The following is a 24993-nucleotide window of genomic DNA, read 5'->3' on the forward strand; positions in this document are numbered from 1 at the left end:
TTTGTCAAAGTTCAAAACTTTGACAAAGATTAATTTTTAAACCAAAAGTTAAATTGAAAACGGATGCCCTAGCCCAGATAGAAACGGTATCCTTTTCTTGTCTCGTTTTTTTTTAACGAGACCAGAAAAGATACAAGTGGATAGCTGGAAATAGCTCCTAAATAAATAATTAAATATGAGATTAGAAGATTTTGATAATGATGAAGATAAAGTAATTCAAGATAAACTGAAAAGAAAAACTTGGAATGAGATACGAACCAATGATAGTTGGGCAATTTTTAAAATCATGTCCGAGTTTGTAAATGGATACGATACGATGAGTCGGATAGGGCCTTGTGTGACTATCTTTGGGTCGGCGAGGATAAAACCAGAAGACCAATACTATTTACTGGCTGAAAAAATTGCTTTCAAAATCAGTAAAGCAGGCTATGGAGTGATTACTGGTGGCGGTCCAGGAATTATGGAAGCGGGTAATAAAGGAGCGCACTTGGGTGGTGGAACTTCGGTGGGATTGAATATCGAATTGCCTTTTGAACAACATTTTAACCCTTATATTGACCGAGATAAAAATCTAAATTTTGATTATTTCTTTGTTCGAAAAGTGATGTTTGTCAAATATTCGCAAGGATTTGTGGTTATGCCTGGAGGTTTTGGAACAATGGACGAATTATTCGAAGCAATTACTTTAATTCAGACCAAAAAAATAGGCAGATTTCCAATAATATTAGTGGGAACAAAGTTTTGGTCGGGATTAATCGATTGGATAAAAACAGTACTGATAGAAAGAGAACATACGGTAAGTGCCGAAGATTTGAATTTATTTAAACTCGTGGATACCGAAGATGAAGTAGTTGATGTTTTGGATAAATTCTATAAAAAATATGATTTAAGTCCGAATTTTTGATAGAGAGAGCCATTTTAAAGATGGCTCTTTTTTTTGCAATATTTTGACTAAAAATACTTAACTTTTCTTAATATTTTGTAAATTGTATTAGTTTTATATTTTTCGATTAACTTATACATCCCCAAATTGAAAACTTGCCATAAAATTGTATTCCTTATTGTTTTATTGGTTTTCCAAAAACAATATGCACAGCATCACTCCAAGATGTCTGTTGTTGTAGATATGGATGCTAAAACTCTAACAATTGACCAAGAAATTACTTTTTACAATCAGACAAATGATACTTTAACGTCTATACTATTAAACGATTGGAATAATGCTTTTTCTGAAAAATACAGTCCACTTGGAAAACGTTTTTCGGACGAATTTTATAATAAGTTTCATATGGCGCTTGAAAAAGATTGCGGTGGGACTATCAATTTATACATAGAGGATGAAGATAAAAATGCTTTTGTATGGGAAAGAACCAAACAAAATCCTGATTATATTAAAGTCCTATTAAAAAGAACAGTACTTCCAAACCAAAAAATAAAACTGCATCTTTCGTATGTATCAAAAATTCCTAGTGAAAAATTCACCAAGTATGGTCATTTTGAAAGTTACGGAATGCATCTCAAGAACTGGTTCCTTACACCTGCCCGTTATGAGGAACACCAATTTGTAAAATACAGTAACGAAAATCTTGATGATATTGCCAATGCAGTTTCTGATTTTGATATTGATATAAAAATACCATTAAAAAATGCAATAACTTCGGATTTATCAATTACCAATTTGGCAAAAACAGAATTTGAAACACATGTCAACCTATCGGGTAAAAACAGAGCTGATATTGATATTATTATAGAAAAAGAATCCAGTTATAAAAGTTATACAATTGGTGACTTTGAAGTCATGACTAATATTAGTTCAGGGAGATTTAGTGACTCTTTGAAGTTTGCAATCATTAAAAAAGTTGTCGATTTTACAAGTAATAACATCGGAAAATTTCCGTTTGAAAAAATTATCATTTCAGAGGCCGATTATGAAAAAAATCCATTTTACGGATTGAATCAATTGCCTAAATTCATGCGTCCTTTTAACTCTGATTTTATATTTGAGATTAAATTTTTAAAAACCTATTTGAATAATTATCTTAGAAATAGTTTACGCATAGATGCCAGAAAAAACAATTGGATTTTTGATGGAATTCAAGTCTATACCATCATGAATTATATTGACCAATACCATCCCGAAAGTAAAATGATGGGATCGGCATCAAAATACTATTTACTCAAAGGATTTAAAATGGCCCAAACTGATTTTAATGAACAGTTTAGTTATTATTCTATGCTGATGTCAAGAAAAAATTTAGATCAACCACTCAATGCTCCAAAAAACACATTAATTAAATACAATGTTCAGATCGCCAACAAATACAAAGCAGGCTTAAGTTTTGAATACTTAGATGATTATTTGGGACAAAATTTAGTTTCTTCTGGTATTCAACAATTTTACGCCCTTAACCAACAAGGGCAAACAAGTAGAAAAGATTTTGAAAACATTTTAAAATCAAAAGCCTCCAATAACATCGATTGGTTTTTTAAATACATTGTTGATAGCCGTGAGACAATTGATTATAAATTTGGTGATGTAACAAAGACCAATGACAGTATTACTTTCATCGTAAAAAACAAAGGAGTGCCTTTGGTTCCAATGCCAATATTTGGAATTAAAGACAAGCAGGTTATTTTTAAAAAATGGTTGGAACCCAATGAAATTGATACAACACTGACCTTCGACAGAAAAAGTATAGACAAATTAGTTTTGAATTACAACAATGAAGTACCCGAATTCAATTTAAGAAACAATTGGAAATCATTGAAAACCTATTCGTTAAACCGTCCTTTGAAACTAACTTTTTTTGAAGATTTGGAAGATCCGCATTATTCACAATTGTTTTATGTCCCTACTTTATTTTTTAATAAATATGATGGTTTTGCTCCTGGAATTAGTTTTTACAATTACAGTTTTTTTGACAAACCGTTTATGTTTGTTTTAAATCCAATGTATTCTATCAACACCAAATCGATTGTTGGGAGTTATTCATTGGCAGTAAATCAATATTTACGTGAAGGAAGACTGTACAATATTCGGTATTCCCTAAATGGTTCCTATTACCATTATGCTCCAGATGCAGCCTATTTGAAATTATACCCTAGTGTATCACTTTTTTTGAGAGAACCGAGCTATCGAGACAACAGAAAACAGGCTATAACTCTCAAATACAACATTATAAATAAAGAACCATCAGCCATTGTGATTGATAGTACAGATAATTATTCGATCTTGAATTTAAAATATTTTAATATAAAAACAGAAGTTACCAGTCATGTAAAATTTTTAACAGACGTCCAATTTTCAACTTATTTTGGTAAACTTTCGGCAGAAATGGAATATCGTAAATTATTTAATGACAAACGCTATTTGAATATTAGAGTATTTGCTGGAACTTTTTTATATAATACTAATGATACTCAAAAATATAATTTTGGTGTTTCAAGAGTTAATGATTATTTGTTTGATTATTCCGTTTATGCTCGATCTGATACAACAGGAATTTTGAGTCAGCAATATTTAATAGCGCAAGGAGGTTTTAAATCATTTGTAGAATCTTCAGAATCGAATCAATGGTTAGCAACCACAAATATCAGTTATAGCTTACTGTGGAATTGGGTTGATGCATATGCTGATTTTGGTGTTCTAAAAAACAAACGAGAACAAAATGAGTTTATTTATGATAGTGGAATACGCCTAAATTTGGTTCAAGATTACTTCGAATTGTACTTTCCGGTATATTCATCGAATGGATTTGAAGTTACTCAAAATAATTATAGTGAAAAAATACGATTTATCTTTGTTTTTAGCCCAAAATCATTAATTAATCTTTTTACCCGAAAATGGTTTTAATTCAAAATAAAAACTTTAATTTTTTGAACTATTAGTTGATTAATTAAGTTTAAATTTATTATATCGCAAAAATACATTCATTTTAGTGGAAATTATTTCATAAATAATTACAAAAATACAGAATCGTATAATGATATATACGTAGTTTTTGATTAGATTTGCACCACTAAAGTGATACTTTTAAAATTATGATAAAAGAGAAAGTCAATACTAGTTTAACATTTGAAGATTTTAAAACCGAAGTCTTAAATGATTACCGAATTGCCATAATAAGTCGAGAATGTAGTTTATTAGGCCGTAAAGAAGTATTAACTGGAAAAGCCAAGTTTGGCATATTTGGAGATGGAAAAGAAGTTCCACAACTTGCCATGGCCAAATGTTTTAAAAATGGAGACTTCCGCTCCGGTTATTATCGTGATCAGACTTTTATGATGGCAATTGGGGAATTAACCATAGAACAATTTTTTGCTGGTTTATATGGTCATACTGATATTGATCTTGAACCAATGTCAGCAGGAAGGCAAATGGGAGGTCATTTTGTAACCCATAGCTTAAACAAAGACGGTTCTTGGAAAAATTTAACACAACAAAAAAATTCCAGTGCAGACATCTCTCCTACTGCGGGTCAAATGCCTAGATTATTGGGATTAGCACAAGCTTCAAAAATATACCGAAACGTTTCTGGAATTCCTAATGCTGATCAATTTTCAATAAATGGAAATGAAATTGCATGGGGAACTATTGGAAATGCCAGTACTTCAGAAGGTTTATTTTTTGAAACCATAAACGCTGCTGGAGTATTACAAGTGCCAATGGTAATGAGTGTTTGGGATGATGAGTACGGTATTTCAGTACATGCAAAGCATCAAACTACTAAGGAAAGCATTTCAGAAATCCTAAAAGGATACCAAAAAGAGGAAAACTCAAATGGTTTTGAAATATTAAAAGTGAAAGGTTGGGATTATGTAGATTTAATTGCAACTTATGAAAAAGCAGCCGAAATAGCTCGTGAAAATCATATTCCTGTTTTAATTCACGTTGATCAACTTACACAACCACAGGGACATTCCAGTTCAGGTTCACATGAACGATATAAAAATGCTGCCCGTTTAGCATGGGAAAAAGATTTTGACTGTATTCGTCAAATGAAATTATGGATGATTGCCATTAATATTGCATCACCAGAAGAAATAGATGCTATTGATTTAGATGCTAAAAAGGAAGTCTTTGAAGGCAAAAAAGCAGCTTGGAATGCTTTTATAAGTCCAATTATTGAAGAACAAAATGAATTAGTGGCAATCTTGGAAAGAATAGCTGTAACAAGCTTCAAAAAAGATGAAATTCTAAAAACCGTTTCTAATTTAAAGAGTATTAAATCTCCTTTGAAAAAAGAAATAATAGTAGCTGCCCGTAAAACATTACGTTTACTAATCATTGAAGAAGATAAATTAGAATTATCGCGTTGGATCACTAATTACATCAAAAAAACACAACCTAAATTCAGTAGTAATTTATTTTCAGAATCCGATAAAAATGTGTTTTCGGTAAAAGAAGTTTTACCAGAATATTCAAATAATGCTGTCGCGGATACAGATGGTAGAATGATTTTAAGAGATAATTTTGATGCCATTTTTTCAAAATATCCTGAAACTTTAATTTTTGGTGAAGATGCTGGTAACATTGGTGATGTAAACCAAGGTCTTGAAGGAATGCAAGAAAAATATGGAGAATTACGCGTTGCCGATGTAGGAATTCGTGAAGCAACTATATTAGGTCAAGGAATTGGAATGGCATTAAGAGGTTTACGACCAATTGCCGAAATTCAGTATTTAGACTATCTTTTATATGCTATCCAAATCATGAGTGACGATTTGGCGACCTTACAATACAGAACAGTTGGTAGACAAAAAGCACCTCTTATTATTCGTACGAGAGGCCATCGATTAGAAGGAATTTGGCATTCCGGTTCACCTATGGGAATGATTATCAATGCTATCCGAGGAATTCACGTGTTAGTACCGAGAAACATGACACAAGCTGCCGGTTTTTATAATTCATTATTAGAATGTGACGAGCCAGCTTTGGTTATTGAATGTTTGAATGGTTACCGATTAAAAGAAAAGATGCCTTTGAATTATGGTGAATTCAAAACACCAATTGGTGTAGTCGAAACATTAAGAAAAGGAACAGACATAACACTTGTATCTTATGGATCAACACTCAGATTAGTAGAACAAGCTGCCAAAGAATTATTTGAAACCGGAATTGATTGTGAAGTTATCGATTTACAGTCATTACTTCCTTTTGACATCCATAGTGATATTGTAAAAAGTATTATAAAAACCAATCGTTTATTGGTAATTGACGAAGATTTACCTGGAGGAGCATCAGCATATATTTTGCAACAAATTATAGAAAAACAAGATGCTTACAATTATTTGGATAGCAAGCCCCAAACTTTGACAGCCAAAGCACATAGACCTGCTTATGGTACAGATGGTGATTATTTCTCTAAACCTTCTGCCGAAGATATTTATGAAAAAGTATATGAAATGATGCATGAAGTAAATCCCTCAAAATTTCCAAGTTTATACTAAGAATAAAATATTATATTCAAAATCCCAATCTGCACCGGTTGGGATTTTTTTTATCTTTATTCAAAATTAGCACTATTCCAAAATGACTTCATTAGAAAATTTATTTTTAGATCTAAAAGACATCCAAGTTTTAGACAAAACTATTCCTTATACCCAATATGTACCTTTGAACTTATCGGAATCTAATTTGGAATTATCCCAATTAGACATTTCAAATGCCTCAAAATTTGAAAGGTTCATCGAAAGCCATTTGGATAAAAATAAAGCAAGTGTAGCCTATGGTGGTTATATCGAAACACGAAATTTGTACAAACGAAGTACCGTATTTAAAAATAATAACTCGGAGGAACGAAACATTCACATTGGTTTGGATTTATGGATAAAAGCAGGAACATCTGTTTTAGCAGCTCTGGATGGAAAAATTCATAGTTTTCAAAATAACAATAACTTGGGTGATTATGGTCCAACAATTATTCTGGAACACCAATTAAAAGATTATGTATTTTATACTTTATACGGTCACTTATCAGTAGAAAGTATTGCAACCCTTCGAGTTGGTGATGTTTTTACCAAAGGACAACAATTGGCAACATTAGGAAATGCTTCAGTAAATGGTGATTATGCTCCTCATTTGCATTTTCAAATCATTAAAAATATAGAAAATAATTTTGGAGATTATCCCGGCGTCTGTAGCACTACTAAACTACCTTATTATTTAAAAAACTGTCCAGATCCAAATTTGTTATTAAAAATATACTAAGCTATTTGCAACTTCCATTTATTGATACACTATAAAAAAGAGACAATCAAATTAGTACATTCGATTATTCCCCACTATTTCCTTTTTTATCACTTGTTTTTCAATAAATTAACGTCCGCTTCATTCTTGTTCATTTATAAAGATAAGTCCTTTATTAATAGTTATTGGCATTGCTTATCACTACATTTGGTATGGATATTCCCTATAAAGGGATGTGCTATAGAGAAAACTTCTTTTTAGTCCTATATTCCAAAGTAAATATTGGTACAATGAAATCAATTCAGAACATAGACCACAATGATTTACTTACTCCCATTGAAGAAACCACTATAAAATTTAACAAAGACATTTCATTTAATAAAACACTTACAAAAAAAGAAAGCGTTTCTAAAAATGAAAAAAAAAATGAATCTTTTACAGTTGTAGCCATAGGTGCATCTGCAGGTGGTCTGGAAGCAGTCACTCAATTACTTAAAAATATTTCTCCTACTACAGGTATGGCTTTTATTTATGTCCAACACCTTAGCCCTGATCATAAAAGCTTACTCGATGTACTGTTGTCAAAAGTTACTCAAATGGAGGTTCAGGTCATTGACAATATGGAAATGATGAAACCCAATAACGTTTATGTAATTCCAAATGATAAAGAAATCGAAGTTACAGACGGTCATATAAAACTAGTCCCCAGACCCATTAACCGTACCTCAAATTTCTCCATTGATCTCCTTTTTTCCTCATTGGCAGAAACCCACCATCAAAATGTCATTGGTATTATTTTATCGGGATCAGCCAATGATGGCACCAGAGGATTGAAAGAAATTAAGCAAGCAGGTGGAATTACCTTTGCTCAGGACGATTCAGCTAAGTTTAGCAGTATGCCCAAATCAGCAATTGCCGAAGGTATTGTAGATTTTGTTTTATCACCAAAAGAAATTGGAATAGAGCTAACACGAATCAGTCAGCATCCTTTACAAATCATTGTACCCTTAAAAAAAACGCAAGAAACAGAAATTGAAAATAGTAATCCAGAGTTGAAGGTTATTTTGCAACTTTTGCATAAAAACAAAAAGGTTGATTTCAGTCACTATAAAATGAATACCATAAAAAGACGAATGCTTCGTAGGATGTTAATTCATAAAATTAAAACTTTAAAAGAATATTCCGAAATACTTACGAATCAAAGTAATGAAATTGAAATACTATATCAAGATTTATTAATTAATGTTACTGCCTTTTTTAGAGATGCTGAGCCTTTTTTGTATTTAAAAAAAATTATTTTTCCTAAATTATTGGAGGCTAAAGAAGCGGGAGAAACATTGCGTATATGGGTAGCTGCATGCGCAACTGGTGAAGAAGTTTATTCTATTGCTATGATTTTGTTTGAAATACAAGAAAAAAATCGCAATAACATTCCATTTCAAATTTTTGCCTCCGATCTTAGTTCAGATGCCATTCGGATTGCTCGAATCGGAGAATATTCTGCCAGTCAAACCCAAACAGTTTCTCCTGAAAGACTACAGCGTTTTTTTACAAAATCTAAAAAAAAATACCGAATTTCAAAAGAGCTTCGTGACGTTTGTGTATTTGCAAAACACGATATTTTGCGGGATCCTCCATTTTCAAGAATGGATTTTATTAGTTGCAGAAATATGTTGATTTATTTGGACACGATAGCGCAAAAAAAAGCCATTTCTACATTTCATTATGCCCTTAACGATGGAGGCTGTTTGATGCTTGGCAAATCAGAAACTATTGGAACAACCGCACAACTTTTCACCATTTTAGATAAAAAATACAAATTCTATTCTCGAAAAAAAAATTCGGGATTGCGAACCATTCCAGATCTTACTTCACACCTTTCTCACACTACCATGCCAGATAAAAATACAACACCAACCGCTACTTTCAAAAAAACGCCATCCTCTGTAAACGGTACAATTGGGATCGCTTTTGATGCAGTATTATTAGATCAACATGTACCAGCCAGTGTAATTATCAACTATGATTTGGAAATCCTACAATTTAGAGGATCTACTTCCTTGTATTTGCAACATTCCCCTGGTAAAGCTAGTTTTAATATTCTAAAAATGGCACATATCGAAATCACATTTGAATTACGAAATGCCATTCATCATGCCATTAAAACAAAACTTCCTATACGAAAAATGGGAATTGAAATGAATCGGAATCCAATAGACAATACCATTCAAATCGTGAATATTGAAGCTATTCCTCTTAATATTGAAGGGGAAGAACCCTTGTTGATAGTCATTTTTACAGGATACATTCAACACGAAACAGAAGAAGAATCTATAAAAGGACAGCAAAATAATACGATTGCCAAAGACCGTCGAATAAAAAAATTGGAAGAAGAACTGGCTGCAGCTCGTGCAGATATGGGTTCAATTACGCATGATCAAGAAGCTGCCAATGAAGAATTACAAAGTGCCAACGAGGAAATTGTATCAAGTAATGAAGAATTACAAAGCTTGAATGAAGAACTAGAAACGTCCAAGGAAGAAATAGAATCGACCAATGAAGAATTGGTATCCAGTAATCAGGAATTGCAATCCAGAATTCAGCAAGTAGAAGAATTGAACCATTATAATGAAGCTATACTTTCAACAGTACATGAACCTGTACTTATTTTAGATAAAAACATAAAAATAAAATCAGCCAACAAATCATTTTGCAAAACATTTCATGTAAACGAAGAAGAATGCATTGGGAAATCATTGTACAAATTAGGCAATAACCAATGGAATATTCAAAAATTAAGAGAGCTAATAGAAGAAATCGTCCCTAAAAACAACCGCTTTCATGATTTTGAAGTTGAGCATGTTTTTCCAGTTATTGGCAAAAAAATAATGTTACTCAATGCCCATCGTATCATTCAAGCTCGTGAAAATGAAGAATTAATTGTGCTAACAATCATAGATATTACCGATGTTAGAAACCTTGCTATTGAACTCCAAATTAAAGAAAAAAAAGTTTTGGAAGTACAGCTTGAGATGGGAAAAAAAGCAATTAAATCTATAGAAGACAGCAATAAACGTTACAGCATGATGCTATTGCAATCGCCTTTCTCTTTTGCGATATTAAAAGGAAAAACAATGGTAATTAGTCTAGCCAACGACAGCATAAAAGAACTTTGGGGAAAAGGAAATGAAGTTGAAGGAAAATCAATTTTTGATGTTTTACCTGAATTAAAAGATGGTCCTATTCCGAAAATGCTCCAAGAAGTATACGCTACAGGTATTCCTCAAGAAGGATATGAACTTTTAATTCCATTGAATCGTAAGGGAAAATTAGAAAATGTATATTTCAATTTTGTTTATCAACCGTATCTTGATGCTGATGAAACCATTTTGGGTGTTACCATAATTGCTTATGAAGTAACGGCACATGTTAATCTGAAAGACGAATTAATTAAAGCGAGACGAATTGCAGAAGAAAAAACTAAGATTGCCGAAAATGCCTTAAAATCGAAGCAACAATTTTTATCGAATATGAGTCATGAGATTCGTACACCAATGAATGCAATAATTGGTTTTACAAATGTGGCCCTAAAAACCGATTTGAATAAAGAACAAAAAGAATTTATCACCGCTATTAAATCTTCAGGAAGTGCGTTGATTGTTTTAATTAATGACATACTTGACCTTGCCAAAGTAGATGCTGGTAAAATGACATTTGACAAAAAGTCTTTCAATATTTTAGAATCTATTGCTGATATCTTTTATTTATTTGAATCGAAATGTTCTGAGAAAAATATAAAATTAGAGCAACAATATGACAAACGAATTCCAGAATATATTGTAGGGGATTGTATGCGTTTACGTCAAATTATTTTAAATTTAATAAGTAATGCAATCAAGTTTACTTCAAAAGGAAAAATTATATTGAGTGTTAAAATGTTGAATGAAGATTCCGAAAAAACTACAATTGAATTTACCCTAACCGATACCGGTATCGGAATTCCAAAAAACAAACTAGAACATATTTTTGATAATTTTGAGCAAGCCTCTACCGAAATTTCTAGGTTATACGGAGGCACAGGTTTAGGACTTGCAATAGTCAAACAACTTGTTGAACACCAAGGCGGTACATTACTTGTAAAAAGCAAAGAAGGCAAAGGCTCCACTTTTGGATTTATTATGGATTTTGAAAAACTTTGTGCCGAAATTCCGTTAGAAACAGAAAACTGTATCCATACGATTGAAGGAATAGAAAACATAAAAGTTTTAGTAGCCGAAGATATACCACTAAACCAACTATTAATTAAAATCATTTTAGAGGAATTTGGTTTCCAATGCGATATTGCCGAAAATGGAAAAGTAGCTATAAAAAAACTAAAAGAAAATAATTATGATATTATCCTAATGGACATTCTTATGCCCGAAATGAATGGTTTTGAGGCCACAGATTACATTCGGAATACTTTGAAATCTAAAATTCCAATTATAGCGCTTACCGCAGATGTAACCACTGTTGATGTTCAAAAATCTAGAACCGTTGGAATGAATGATTACATCTCTAAGCCAATTGATGAAAAGCTTTTATATGAAAAAATCATTAAGCAACTCAAGAAATCAATACCTAAAAAATAGGACATTGTAAAAAAGTGAATAATCAAATTACAACTAACTATTCATTATGTACTTGCAATAAATAAATTAATAATCAGTGAATTATACAACAAATTAATAAAGTAGTATAACATCTTTTTTTGACTTGCTTACGACCTTTACTCTATCTCTTAAACAAGAACAACTTGAAATTATACATCAAATATATGGTAAGTAATCGCTGCAAAATGGCAGTGAAAGAAGAATTGAAAAAACTTGGCCTTCACTTTATAGTGGTAGATTTAGGCGAAGTGGAAATCATGGAAACTATTTCTATGTATCAACGCGAACAACTCAAATTGGCATTATTGGATTCTGGTTTAGAATTAATGGATGACAAAAGAGCCATGCTTATTGAGAAAATAAAAAATGTAATCATTGAATTGGTTCACCATACCGATGAAAATATTAAAATCAATTTTTCGGACTATTTACATGAAAAATTAAATCACGATTACACCTATATGTCCAATCTTTTTTCGGAAGTACAAGGGACAACAATTGAACAATTTATCATCTCACACAAAACCGAAAGAATCAAAGAGTTAATCATTTATGGCGAACTCAATATCACCGAAATTGCTTGGAAAATGGGATACAGTAGTGTAGCGCATTTATCGAGTCAGTTCAAGAAAGTTACCGGATTATCCCCTACCCATTTTAAAAAATTAAAAGACAAAAGACGAAGCCCAATTGAGGAAATCGGAAATTAACGTAAGCATAGTTTTGGAAATCCAATCCTAATAATTAACAAACAATACCACGCCTCCCCATGCAAGAATCACAATATGCCAGAAGTTTAATTGAAGCCAGTTTGGATCCTTTGATAACCATAAGCACTGAAGGAAAAATTACGGATATGAATGAGGCGTTGACGCATATTACCGGAATATCTAGAGAAGAATTAACGGGTACTTATTTTAAGAATTATTTTACAGAACCCAACAAAGCCCATGACGTTTATCAAGAAGTCTTCGACAAAAATTCTGTTTCAGATTCTCCACTTACCTTACGTCATATCAATGGTACATTAACTGAAGTTCTCTTTAATGGATCTGTTTATAAAGATAATCAAGGAAATATAAAAGGAATTGTAATAGTGGCCCGAGACATTGCCGAGCAAAAATGGGCATTAGAATTGCGAAATGCGAACAAAGAATTGGCTTTTCAAAATGATGAAAAAGAGAAACGTGCCGATGAATTAGGCATTGCCAATAAAGAATTGGCTTTTCAAAATGAAGAAAAAGAAAAACGCGCGGCAGAATTAGGTATTGCCAACAAAGAACTGGCTTTCCAGAATGATGAAAAAGAGAAACGAGCCGATGAATTAGGCATTGCTAATAAAGAATTGGCTTTTCAAAATGAAGAAAAAGAAAAACGTGCAGCAGAATTATTTATTGCCAATAAAGAGTTAGCCTATCAAAATGATGAAAAAGAAAATAGAGCCGCAGAATTGGTCATTGCCAATGAAGAATTGGCCTATCAAAATAAAGTAAAAGAAAAAAGAGCTGCAGAATTAGTTATTGCAAATAAAGAATTAGCTTTTCAAAATGACGAAAAAGAAAAACGAGCAGACGAATTATATATAGCCAATAAAGAGCTTGTTTTTCAAACAGGTGAGAAAGAAAATAGAGCTGCCGAACTCGTTATTGCAGATCTTGAACTCGAATTTCAAAATAAAGAAAAAGAAAAACGTGAAATTGCCAACAAAGAATTAGAGGCACATAGTTATTCGCTCAAATTAGCTTCCCAATATTCTTTGAGTTTAATTGAAGCCAGTCGGGATCCTTTATTTACCATTTCACCTAAAGGGAAAATTACGGATACTAATGATGCAACTGTACAAGTAACCGGTGTATCACGTGAAAATCTTATAAGTTCCGATTTTTTTGATTATTTCACCGAGCCCCAAAAAGCACGAGAAGGATATAAAAAAGTTTTTTCAAAAGGTTTTGTTGTTGATTATCCATTAACCATCATGGATGGAAAATTTACCGATGTGTTGTTCAACGGTTCGGTATACAAAGATGATTTAGGAAATGTTGTAGGCGCTGTGATGGTTGCCAGAGATATTACGGAACAAAAAAGAATTGCAACAGAATTATTTGAAGCTAAGGTTTTTGCAGAATTAGCTACAGCACTTGCCGAAGAAGCTAAGAGTAAAGCAGAATCTGCTACACAAATTGCCGAAAATGCAGTAAAAGCTAAACAGCAATTTCTATCAAATATGAGTCATGAAATTCGGACTCCAATGAATGCAATAATTGGTTTTACAAAAGTAGTTTTGAAAACAGAATTAACCGCCAAGCAAAAAGAATATCTGATGGCAATAAAAATGAGTGGTGATGCTCTAATTGTACTGATAAATGACATCTTGGATTTAGCAAAGGTAGATGCTGGTAAAATGACGTTTGAACAAACTCCATTTAAAATACAAAAATCATTATCCTCGATGCTTCATTTATTTGAAACCAAAATCCAAGAAAAAAACTTAAAATTAGTATCGGATTATGATAACAATATTCCGGAAGTTTTATTGGGTGATCCGGTTAGATTGCATCAAATTATTTTAAATTTAGTAAGTAATGCAGTCAAATTTACAAATAAAGGTGTTATTACCGTAAGTGTTCATTTAATGTTTGAAGATGACGAAAAAGTCATAATTGAATTTGCCGTTAATGATACAGGGATAGGAATTTCGGACAATAAAATTGATCGGATTTTTGAAAATTTTCAGCAGGCATCAAGCGGAACTTCCCGATTATATGGAGGAACCGGACTTGGACTCGCTATTGTAAAACAATTGGTAGAATCGCAAGGGGGCAGTATTAGTGTTAAAAGTAAAATAAATGAGTATTCTCGTTTTAGTTTTACTTTACCTTTTCTAAAAACAAAAAAAGAAGCAGCTATAGAAAACGAAATCATGGAATTGGATAATAAAATTAAAGGTATTAGAGTATTGGTAGTAGAAGATATGGCTCTGAATCAGTTATTAATGAAAACAGTATTGGATGATTTCGGATTTGAACGAGACATTGCTGAAAACGGAAAAATTGCCATCGAAAAACTCAAAACAAATCAATATGACATTGTATTGATGGACTTACAAATGCCTGAAATGAATGGTTTTGAAGCCACAGAATACATTCGGACAACGTTGAAATTGACTATTCCAATCATTGCATTAACTGCAGATGTAACTACGGTAGATTTGGCAAAATGCAAAGCTGTTGGCATGAATGATTACATTGCAAAACCTATTGACGAAAGAGTTTTGTATAGTAAAATTGTAAGTTTGATTCAAAAGCCACAAAATTCAATAGTAAATACGAATAAAACTCCTGAAATCACAATTGTTGAAAGAGAAAAATGCATTAATCTAGATTATTTGAATCATCGTACAAAATCCAATCCTAAATTGATGATCGAAATGATTGGCCTTTATTTGCAACAAACACCAGAACTCATCAATACCTTGAAAAAAAGCTTATTGAATCAAGATTGGAGTTTGCTAAATGCCGCCATTCACAAAATGATTCCTTCTTTTTCAATTATGGGAATTCATTCCGATTTTGAAATTATGGCAAAAAAAATTCAGAAATTTGTAGTTATTCAGCAAAAAAATGAAGAAATGGAAGATATGGTTTTGCAACTTGAGAATGTATGCCTACAAGCCTGCAAAGAATTAGAGCTAGAATTAGAAATATTAAAAAAATCAATAAAATGAATACCACCAATAAAATAAAACTGTTCTTGGTTGATGATGATGCTTTGTTCTTAAAATCTCTGGAAATTGAGTTCTTGGATCATGCCGATTTTGATATAGAAACCTACTCTACTGGAGAACTTTGCTTGGCTAATCTAGCCAACAATCCCGATGTAATTATTTTGGATTACCATTTGGATGGAATTGATTTGAATGCAATAAACGGTATTGATACTTTGGATAAAATAAAAGCATATAATTCTGAAATTGCGGTCATCATGTTATCCTCACAAGATAAAATAGAAGTTGCAATTGATTGTATGCACCATCAAGCCTATGATTATGTAGTAAAAAGTGAAACTGCATTTGTGCGTTTGCAAAAAATAATTTCCTCGCTTTTTGAATTTAGAAAAATTAAAAAAGAACTTAATTGGTATATGGAAAGAATGTAAAAAACATTTAAAATGAAAAATAAAGCACAAAATTCAAAACAAGGTATTCTTCCTAAAGAAAAAGAAGAACCTTATACATTATCAGATTATCCGGAAACTGAAGATATTTATAACCAATTACACAAAGAATCTGATGTAGATCCGGAGGATATTTCTAAAATGAAAGAAATCCAAAAAATCCAACCCGTTGAAAAAAGAAATGAGAAAGATTTCAATGACGATAAAACAGGTAGTGATTTAGATATTCCAGGTTCGGAACTAGACGATATTCAAGAAGAAATTGGTAATGAAGATGAAGAAAACAACTATTACAGTTTAGGTGGAGATGATCACAACGATTTGGATGAAGATCTACAAGAATAAAAACAAAAGTACAAACGCCTATAAATTATTTAAAAATTAAAATTATGAATATCAAAAGAATTTTTGGTGCATTATTGACAGCTCTAGGAATTGGAGGACTAATCTATGATGCAGTTATATTTACTAATACATCAGGAAGTGACAGAGATATAAAAGCACTTGTTATTTTTGGTGTTTTGGGAACGGTTTTCTTTATGGCTGGCATTAGTTTAATCCGAACCACAAAAGATGAATCATAAATTTGTCAACTTATTACCACTTCCTCAAAAATAAATGGCAATAAAAAAAATACTTTTTCTGATTTGCCAGGTTGGCACAATGGCATCAAGAACATAGAAGTTTTCCAACCTTCCGTCTATGACCAACGAAATGGTACACGAGCTTGATACCCATTAATCAGTGATTGTATTTCTTTTTTGAACTATTTACACTTCCAAATTTGTCACCTAAACACTTGTAATTCATTCCCATAAAATTTAAATTCTAATAATGAATGACCGTCTTGGTCTAGCTAATGGAATTTAGCAACCTACTATTTTTTCTACTTTAAAATAACAATACTAGTTCTCTTTAACATCTTCTATTCTACTTCTATTCAGTTTTGTTTTAGTTTATCATAAATCACAAAATATTGATTTTAAACAAATTAAACAGCCCAAAGAACTGTAAATTCTATAATTATTATCAAAAGTTATGTAACCCAATTTCCTTCTCAAGTTACCATCTTTGTGTTGTACTATTTTCTGAATTTGGATTGACTAAATCAGAAAAATTAAATTAACAAATATAAAACACAAGAAAATATGGAACCACAAATTGGAATTAGTAAACAAAATTTACAAAAAAGCATTGCATTTCTATCTTCAATTTTGGCAGATGAAATGACACTGTACATTAAAATTAGAAAATTTCATTGGAATGTATCGGGTAATAGTTTTATGGAATTGCATAAATTATTCGAAAACCAATACAAACAATTGGAAGCATCAATTGATGAAATTGCAGAACGCATCAGTAAATTGGGCGGTAAAACAATTGGTACTATGAAAGAGTTTTCGGAACTAACCAGACTCAAAGAAAATCCAAATCAGTATCCTTCACAAAAAGATATGATTCTTGAACTGTTAGAAGACCAAGAAACTGTAATTGTTCAATTGAGAGAAGATATTAAAGTGTGTTCTGTAGAAAATAAAGATGCTGGTTCGGCTGATTTTATGACTGGATTGATGGAAGAACATGAAACTATGGCTTGGATACTTAGGCGATATTTGAGTTAGTACAATACTAAAGTTTAAAATTATTAAAATGAAAAAAGTAGAAGAAAAATTGATGTCCAGTTCTAAAAGTAATTGCAAAGTAGGGAAAATTACGGTTCCCAAAAATGGAGCAGGTGATTCATGTGTTTTACAAATTGATTTTAAAACAGCTGATTTCAAAAAATCAAATATTGCTTTTACGGAAAAGGCAAAAAATCTCTAGAAATCAATTTATCATATAATCTTTAAAAATAATAGACATGTATCATATTTCAATTATATCCTCAAGTATCAGGACTGATCGAAAAAGTAATACTGTTGCATTGTACTTGAAAAAGTTTGTAGTTGAACACAAATTAGCTACAGTTGAAATAGTAGATTTAAAAACCTATAATTTTCCATTATTTGAAGAACAATTACAATTTCAAGAAAAACCAGCAGCTATTTTTATTAAAAAATTACTTTGTTCCATTAAATTGGTTAAAAAAGAGTTGTATCCATCGGATGTAATTCAATTTTAAAAATAAAAACAACAATTCGAGTGTTATCACGCGTGAATTTTCAGGCAAGATAACACTCGAATTTTCATTTAAAATGACTCCAACCCTATTAAATCTTACTATAAATACTAGAAAAATGACCACCTCTTCAACAACTGTCTCAAAGAAAATATTTTTGTTATTTCTTATCATTGCTGCCTTATATTATGGCCAAGTATTTTTAATGCCTTTTGTAATTGGAGGAATTTTGGCCACTTTATTTTTACCTTTTTGCAATTGGCTAGAGAAAAAGAAATTTCCAAAAGGATTAGCAGTTTTTCTATGTTTTTTGGCATTATTACTGGTTGTTTTGGGATTAATCACGCTCCTTAGTTGGAAAATATCCGAAGTAATTAATGATGTTGCACTCTTAAAAGAAAAAGCTGTAGATACTGTTGCTTATCTTCAAAAATACATTTTCAATCATTTTAATATTTCAATTGATGAACAATTTAAAATCCTAAATGAAGAAAAGCCATCGTATACCAGTATAGTACAAATTCTATTGGGTTCACTAGTTATAATTGTTACCAATATCATTTTGGTTACAGCTTATTTTTTATTTTTATTGTATTATCGTTCCCATATTAAGCAATTTATATTAAAACTCACCGCCATTTCAGAACAAAAATCAATGGAGCTAATTTTGCATAAGATTGCAAATGTATCCCAACAATATTTGGTTGGACTTTCAAAAATGATTTTTTGTTTATGGATTATGTACTATGCAGGTTTTAGTTTCATCGGTTTAGAAAACGCATTCTTTTTTGCTATACTTTGCGGATTTTTAGAAATTGTTCCTTTTGTGGGCAACATCACTGGAACGTCACTTACTGTTTTGATTGCTGCTATGCATGGAGGAAATCTTGCCCTTTTGGGAGGTATTGTTATTACCTATGGAATTGTTCAATTCATACAAGGCTGGTTACTTGAACCTTTAATGCTTGGACCTCAAGTAAAAATTAATCCTTTATTTACCATTATTGCATTGGTATTAGGGGAACTTTTATGGGGAATACCAGGAATTATTTTGGCCATACCATTAACGGCTATGTTAAAAATTATCTGCGATCATGTTGAAGCATTACAGCCATACGGATTTTTGATTGGAGAAATTGAAACAAGTAAACCTTCAAATTCAATTTTATTAAAGAAATTAAGGTCTTTTTTTAAAATTAAAAAAAATACTAAACAGATATAATTGTTCTAAAAAAAAACATTTTCAGCACTACCCTTAATTTTCTCAACAATTCCCATTGCATATTAAACTAAAATCGTAATACTATGCCTTTTGCAAAGGTGTGAATGATGCAACATTTAACAAAAGTTTTGTAACTACAAAGCTTGATATCTGAATGACCTTTGTCTAAATAATTTAACAAAAACACAAAATGAAAAAATTACTATTTTTATGTACGTGCTTAGCATTTACATTTATTATGAATGCACAAACCGAAGACCGAAAATGGAATATTGGAATATCAGGTGGTGCAACACAGTATAACGGAGACCTAGGAAATGATTTTTATAAAACCGATATGACGTTTTATGGAGTTGGAGGTTTGTCTGTTTCAAGATATTTAGGAAAATATTTTGATTTGAACTTAGCTGCAAATAAAGGAACTGTTGCTTATAACCGTCCCGATGGTTATTTCAATAGTGAATTTTCATCACTTGCATTGAACTTAAAAATTAATTTTTTGAATCCAGAATACGTGGTTAGACCTTATGTATTTGGTGGTTTAGGAGTTATGCTTTTTGATAAAAAACTAGATGTAAATAGTAAAAAAATCGATTACCTGTTACCAACAGCGGGTGGTGGATTAACGTTCAGATTGAGTCCAATTGTAATGCTTAATATACAAGAAACTTTTATGTTTACAGATGGTGATGATAGAGATGGTGTTACTGGAGGAAGTAAAGATTCCTTTTTGATGCATACAGTTGGATTGTCATTCAACTTAGGGGAGAAAAAAGATGCCGATAAGGATGGTGTTTCAGATAGAAATGACAAATGTCCAGATACTCCAACAGGTATAGCTGTAGACAAAAACGGTTGTCCACTAGACAAAGACAATGATGGAGTTGCAGATTATTTAGATGAATGTCCAGATGTTGCAGGAGTTGCTACATTGAATGGTTGTCCAGATAGAGATAAAGACGGTGTAGCAGATGCAAAAGACCGTTGTCCAGATGCGGCTGGCCCAGTTGCTTTAGCAGGATGTCCTGATGCTGATAATGATGGTGTTGCAGATATTGATGATAAATGTCCAAATACACCGGCAGGTCAACAAGTAAATGCTGCTGGTTGCCCTATGGATAATGACAAAGACGGTGTGGTTAACAGTGAAGACCGTTGTCCTGATATTGCTGGTCCAATCGCATTAAAAGGTTGTCCTGACACTGATGGAGATGGTGTTGCTGATATTGATGACCGTTGTCCAACAGTAAAAGGAAACATTATAAACAAAGGATGTCCTGAAATTGCTCCCAAAGATGTTAAAAGAATAGCTTATATCGCAGGTAAAATTTTCTTTGAAAATGCCAGTGCTAAGCTAAAAACTTCATCTTATGTTGAGTTAAACGAGTTGGTACTTATCTTAAACCGTTATGATGGAACCAAATTACAAATTGAAGGTCATACTGATAGTAATGGTAGTGATGCTTACAACATCAAACTATCTCAAGAACGTATGGATTCTGTAAAACAATATCTTATAAGCAAAGGTATTCCTGAGTCAAGATTGCTTGCTTTAGGATTTGGGGAAGGTAAACCAATAGCAAGTAACAAAACTGCTTTGGGTCGTGCTAAAAACAGAAGAGTTGAGTTGAAAACAACATACTAAAAATTTAATTGGTTTAAATATTTTTTTTTTAAAGGGGGCTGTTCTAACAAACAGTCTCTTTTTTTTTAAAAGAAATTAAAATCTGTTAATTCTATAACTTATAAAAATAAAATTGTAATCCTGATCAGCTGTATAAATAGATCTTTGCAGTGTAATAAAATTGTAAAAGCAATACGATTTACACTATAATAAGGAACACATTTACAATCGTATTTTGAATATAATATAAGTAAATAAGAATTCATTTTTTAATATAAAGTAGGTTTGGGGCGAAGGGGGCTGTTGGAAACAACAGCCCTTTTCTATTGATATAAAATACTTTTCTAAAGAAAAAAATCATTCTATTCATTTGCCATGTGTATATAACTATTTATAAAACTGTAAATAATATAATTTAAAATAAAAGTATTGTAAGAATTTTGAGTACTATATATTGACCTTTATATATCTAAACTTTATGCATTAAGCCAAATATAAAATCATGATAGCAGTAAAAAAAGAAGGTATCCTTATACAAAAAACTGAACTTAATTTTGAGAATGAAGGAGTATTGAATCCTGCAATAATAAGAGATGGTGATTACGTTCATCTTTTTTACAGAGCGGTCAGTTTAGGGAATTTTTCCAGTATAGGATATTGCAAACTCAAAGGACCTTTATCTGTTGAAATAAGGGATATTGCTCCTGTAATTGTTTCAGAATTCAGTTATGAATCCCATGGTTTAGAAGACCCTAGAATTGTAAAAATTGAAAATATTTATTATCTCTCTTATACAGCTTATGATGGTGTAAATGCATTGGGAACAATGGCAACATCGACTGATTTAGTGAACTGGGACAAAAAAGGAATAATAGTCCCTCAAATTACCTACGATGAATTTAATGCAATTACATCAAACAATAAAATAAACGAAAAATACTTTCGATATAATAATCATGAAGGAGTAACTAAAAAACAAGGTGAAAAAGTATTGATGTGGGATAAAAACATCATATTATTTCCTAGAAAAATAGATGATAAATACGTTTTTCTGCATCGTATAAAACCAGATGTTCAAATTGTTGTTGCTGTAAAAAGTTTAGAGGAATTGAATCCTCAATTTTGGAAAAACTATTTTATCAAATTTGATGAATGCATCGTAATGAAGCCCAAATACGAACATGAAGCTAGCTATATTGGTGGTGGTTGTCCGCCTATTGAAACAAAATTAGGCTGGCTTATTATTTATCATGGAGTTCAAGATACAATCAAAGGATTTGTTTATTCTGCTTGTGCTGCTTTATTGGATTTGAAAAACCCTATGAAAGAGATTGCAAGATTGCCCTATCCCCTTTTTAAACCTGAATTAATATGGGAATTGAAAGGCGAAGTCAATAATGTATGCTTTCCTACTGGAACTGCTTTATTTAATGATACCCTTTATATTTATTACGGAGCCGCTGATGAGCGAATAGGTACGGCCTCTGTAAGTATATCCAAATTATTAGAAGAACTAATGCTTAATACCCTTAAAAATGAGAAATAGAATTCCCGCACAAAATAGTACTATGCTTCCAGTTGGATTAGTAAGTACAGAAATTAGATCAACTGTTACTAATCATTTGGTACTTGAAAGTTCTAAGAAAATTTCAGAAATTTTGTTCATTACCTCTTTTCCTCCAAGAGAATGTGGCATTGCAACCTATTCACAAGATTTGATTAAAGCATTAAATAATAAATTTAAAAATTCTTTCGACATAAAAATATGTGCATTAGAAACAGATACTGAAAGACATCACTATCAAGAACCCATAAAATATATCCTGAATACGGATCAACCAAATGCTTTTTATAATTTATCTGAAAAGATAAATGCAAATAGTTCGATTAAAATGGTATTGATACAACATGAATTTGGATTTTTTAGAAAAAACGAGGCTAATTTGATACAGTTTTTATACAAAATTACAAAACCTGTAATTATTGTATTTCACACTGTTCTACCTAATCCTGACAGCTCATTTAAAGTAAATGTACAAGTGATAGCCCAATTGGCTCATTCAATAATTGTCATGACCCATTCTGCAGAACAAATTTTAAAAAATGATTATGAAGTGGATCCCAATAAAATAACAGTAATAGCTCATGGAACTCACCTAGTACCCCATTCTGACAAAGAACTTTTGAAAGCAGAATATAATTTGTCTGGAAAAAAAGTGCTTTCTACTTTCGGTCTTTTAAGTTCCGGAAAAAGTATCGAAACAACTCTAGATGCCATGCCAAGCATTATCAAAAAAAATGAAAATGTTTTGTTTTTAATAATTGGAAAAACACATCCTTCGGTCATGAAAGAAGAAGGTGAAAAATACAGAACGATGTTAGAGGCCAAAATTGAAACGTTACAACTACAAAATCATGTATTGTTTGTAAATACATTTTTGCCTTTAACCCAACTTTTAGATTTTTTGCAACTAACAGATATTTATTTATTTACATCAAATGATCCAAATCAGGCTGTGAGCGGAACATTCTCCTATGCAATTAGTTGTGGTTGTCCCATTATTTCTACACCTATACCGCATGCTTCTGAAGTATTAAGTGATGGTGCTGGAATCATAATTGATTTTGGAAATTCTAAACAATTAGGTGAGGAAGTCAACCATTTGTTATTAGATAAAAATTTGAGAAATAATATAAGTTCAAAAGGACTTCATAAGATTGCGCCTACTGCCTGGGAGAACTCCGCCATTGCCCATGCTTTATTATTCGAAAAAACAGGAAATAAAAACATGAATTTAGAATATAAAATTCCAGAAATCAATTTAGATCATATCAAAAAATTGACCACGGATTTTGGTATGATTCAATTTTCGATTATCAACCAACCCGACATTGAATCAGGATATACTATAGATGACAATGCCCGTGCCATGGTGGCTATTTGTGAACACTTTGAATTAACAAAAGACAAAACAGATTTAGATTATATCAAAATATATTTAAATTTCATTAAATCATGTTTGCAAGAAAATGGTAGTTTTCTAAATTATGTAGATGAAGATGGTGATTTCACGGAACAAAACAACGAGACCAATCTGGAAGATTCTAATGGAAGGGCAATTTGGGCTTTAGGATATTTGATTTCTTTGGGATCAATTTTACCAATAACATTGGTAGAAAATGCAAAATCAACTTTACTTCATGCAACAGTAAATTTAACAAAAATTCATTCGACTAGAGCAATGGCATTTATAATAAAAGGACTGTACTATGCAAATTCCAAAGAGAAATCAACTACTAATATTGGAATAATAAAAAAACTGGCCAATAGAATGGTTGAGATGTACAAACACGAATCTAATTCCAATTGGATTTGGTTTGAAAGTTATTTAACTTATGGCAACAGCATTTTACCCGAAGCAATGCTTTGTGCGTATTTAAGTACTGGTGATACTACCTACAAAACGGTCGCTAAAATTTCTTTTGATTTTCTTTTGAGTAAAATATTCAAAGAAAACAGTATTAAAGTAATATCTAATAAAGGATGGTTGCTCAAAGAAGACAACACTGACAAACAAGTAATTGGAGGAGAGCAACCTATTGATGTTGCCTATACAATATTGGCGCTAAGCAAATTTTCTATTGCTTTCAATAACAAGGAATATAGTCAAAAAATGAAAATTGCTTTCAGTTGGTTTTTGGGAAATAACCATTTACATCAAATCATTTATAATCCTTGTACAGGTGGATGCTACGATGGTCTAGAAGATACTTATGTTAATTTAAATCAAGGTGCAGAATCAACAGTAAGCTATTTGATGGCACGTTTGGCTATTGAAAAAAACAATAGAAGATCTATAAAATTGCAGACTTTAAGCCAAATTAAAAAAGAAACAACATTGAAATTAAGTCGTCCAAAACTTTTGGTTTAATATGTAAATATTATAAAATTCACTAAAAATTATGAAACATTTAGAGAAGCTAAAGTATTGAACTTTGTCTATTAATAAATAG

Annotated in this window: 17 protein-coding genes; all 17 read left to right on the forward strand. The window is 31.6% G+C overall.

Annotated elements, in window-relative coordinates:
• Positions 1-175: 175 nt before the first annotated feature.
• The 17 genes from OYT91_RS05120 (at position 176) to OYT91_RS05200 (ending at position 24911) form a co-directional block, all read left to right on the forward strand.
• Positions 176-904 carry an LOG family protein gene (locus OYT91_RS05120; protein WP_281239778.1) on the forward strand — a complete coding sequence of 243 codons (729 nt, stop codon included), beginning with the start codon at positions 176-178 and terminating at the stop codon, positions 902-904.
• A gap of 126 nt (positions 905-1030) precedes the next feature.
• Positions 1031-3853, forward strand: coding sequence for a gluzincin family metallopeptidase (locus OYT91_RS05125; RefSeq protein ID WP_349293195.1), 2823 nt, complete (start codon positions 1031-1033; stop codon positions 3851-3853).
• A gap of 188 nt (positions 3854-4041) precedes the next feature.
• Complete coding sequence (locus tag OYT91_RS05130) at positions 4042-6450, forward strand: alpha-ketoacid dehydrogenase subunit alpha/beta (RefSeq protein ID WP_281239779.1); 2409 nt, start codon at positions 4042-4044, stop codon at positions 6448-6450.
• Positions 6451-6532: 82 nt separating this feature from the next.
• Positions 6533-7210: a peptidoglycan DD-metalloendopeptidase family protein gene (locus OYT91_RS05135; RefSeq protein WP_281239780.1), complete on the forward strand. Its 678-nt coding sequence runs from the start codon at positions 6533-6535 to the stop codon at positions 7208-7210.
• A gap of 170 nt (positions 7211-7380) precedes the next feature.
• On the forward strand, positions 7381-11820 hold the full coding sequence (locus OYT91_RS05140; protein WP_281239781.1) for a CheR family methyltransferase: 4440 nt from the start codon (positions 7381-7383) through the stop codon (positions 11818-11820).
• 185 nt (positions 11821-12005) lie between these two features.
• On the forward strand, positions 12006-12551 hold the full coding sequence (locus OYT91_RS05145; RefSeq protein WP_269224628.1) for a helix-turn-helix domain-containing protein: 546 nt from the start codon (positions 12006-12008) through the stop codon (positions 12549-12551).
• A 59-nt stretch (positions 12552-12610) separates the two neighbouring features.
• The gene (locus OYT91_RS05150; protein ID WP_281239782.1) at positions 12611-15565 is read left to right on the forward strand and encodes a PAS domain S-box protein; all 2955 of its coding nucleotides are present in this window, start codon (positions 12611-12613) and stop codon (positions 15563-15565) included.
• Complete coding sequence (locus tag OYT91_RS05155) at positions 15562-15996, forward strand: response regulator (protein ID WP_269222753.1); 435 nt, start codon at positions 15562-15564, stop codon at positions 15994-15996. The genes OYT91_RS05150 and OYT91_RS05155 overlap by 4 nt, the downstream gene beginning before the upstream one ends.
• A 12-nt stretch (positions 15997-16008) precedes the next feature.
• Positions 16009-16359 carry a hypothetical protein gene (locus OYT91_RS05160; RefSeq protein WP_281239783.1) on the forward strand — a complete coding sequence of 117 codons (351 nt, stop codon included), beginning with the start codon at positions 16009-16011 and terminating at the stop codon, positions 16357-16359.
• Between the two features lie 44 nt (positions 16360-16403).
• The gene (locus tag OYT91_RS05165; RefSeq protein ID WP_269222751.1) at positions 16404-16598 is read left to right on the forward strand and encodes a hypothetical protein; all 195 of its coding nucleotides are present in this window, start codon (positions 16404-16406) and stop codon (positions 16596-16598) included.
• A gap of 564 nt (positions 16599-17162) precedes the next feature.
• Positions 17163-17636, forward strand: a complete 474-nt coding sequence (locus OYT91_RS05170; RefSeq protein WP_269222750.1) for a Dps family protein — start codon at positions 17163-17165, stop codon at positions 17634-17636.
• Between the two features lie 28 nt (positions 17637-17664).
• Positions 17665-17838: a hypothetical protein gene (locus OYT91_RS05175; protein ID WP_281239784.1), complete on the forward strand. Its 174-nt coding sequence runs from the start codon at positions 17665-17667 to the stop codon at positions 17836-17838.
• A 37-nt stretch (positions 17839-17875) separates the two neighbouring features.
• Positions 17876-18136, forward strand: a complete 261-nt coding sequence (locus OYT91_RS05180) for an NAD(P)H-dependent oxidoreductase (RefSeq protein ID WP_281239785.1) — start codon at positions 17876-17878, stop codon at positions 18134-18136.
• A 73-nt stretch (positions 18137-18209) separates the two neighbouring features.
• Positions 18210-19355 (forward strand): AI-2E family transporter, encoded by a 1146-nt coding sequence (locus tag OYT91_RS05185; RefSeq protein ID WP_281239786.1) that lies wholly within the window; start codon positions 18210-18212, stop codon positions 19353-19355.
• A gap of 190 nt (positions 19356-19545) precedes the next feature.
• Complete coding sequence (locus OYT91_RS05190) at positions 19546-21000, forward strand: OmpA family protein (protein ID WP_281239787.1); 1455 nt, start codon at positions 19546-19548, stop codon at positions 20998-21000.
• A gap of 481 nt (positions 21001-21481) precedes the next feature.
• Positions 21482-22525 (forward strand): glycoside hydrolase family 130 protein, encoded by a 1044-nt coding sequence (locus OYT91_RS05195; protein WP_281239788.1) that lies wholly within the window; start codon positions 21482-21484, stop codon positions 22523-22525.
• Positions 22515-24911: a glycosyltransferase gene (locus tag OYT91_RS05200; RefSeq protein WP_281239789.1), complete on the forward strand. Its 2397-nt coding sequence runs from the start codon at positions 22515-22517 to the stop codon at positions 24909-24911. Before OYT91_RS05195 ends, OYT91_RS05200 begins: the two co-directional genes overlap by 11 nt.
• The last annotated feature ends 82 nt before the right edge of the window (positions 24912-24993 follow it).

The organism is Flavobacterium praedii (assembly GCF_026810365.1).
Taxonomy (GTDB): domain Bacteria; phylum Bacteroidota; class Bacteroidia; order Flavobacteriales; family Flavobacteriaceae; genus Flavobacterium; species Flavobacterium praedii.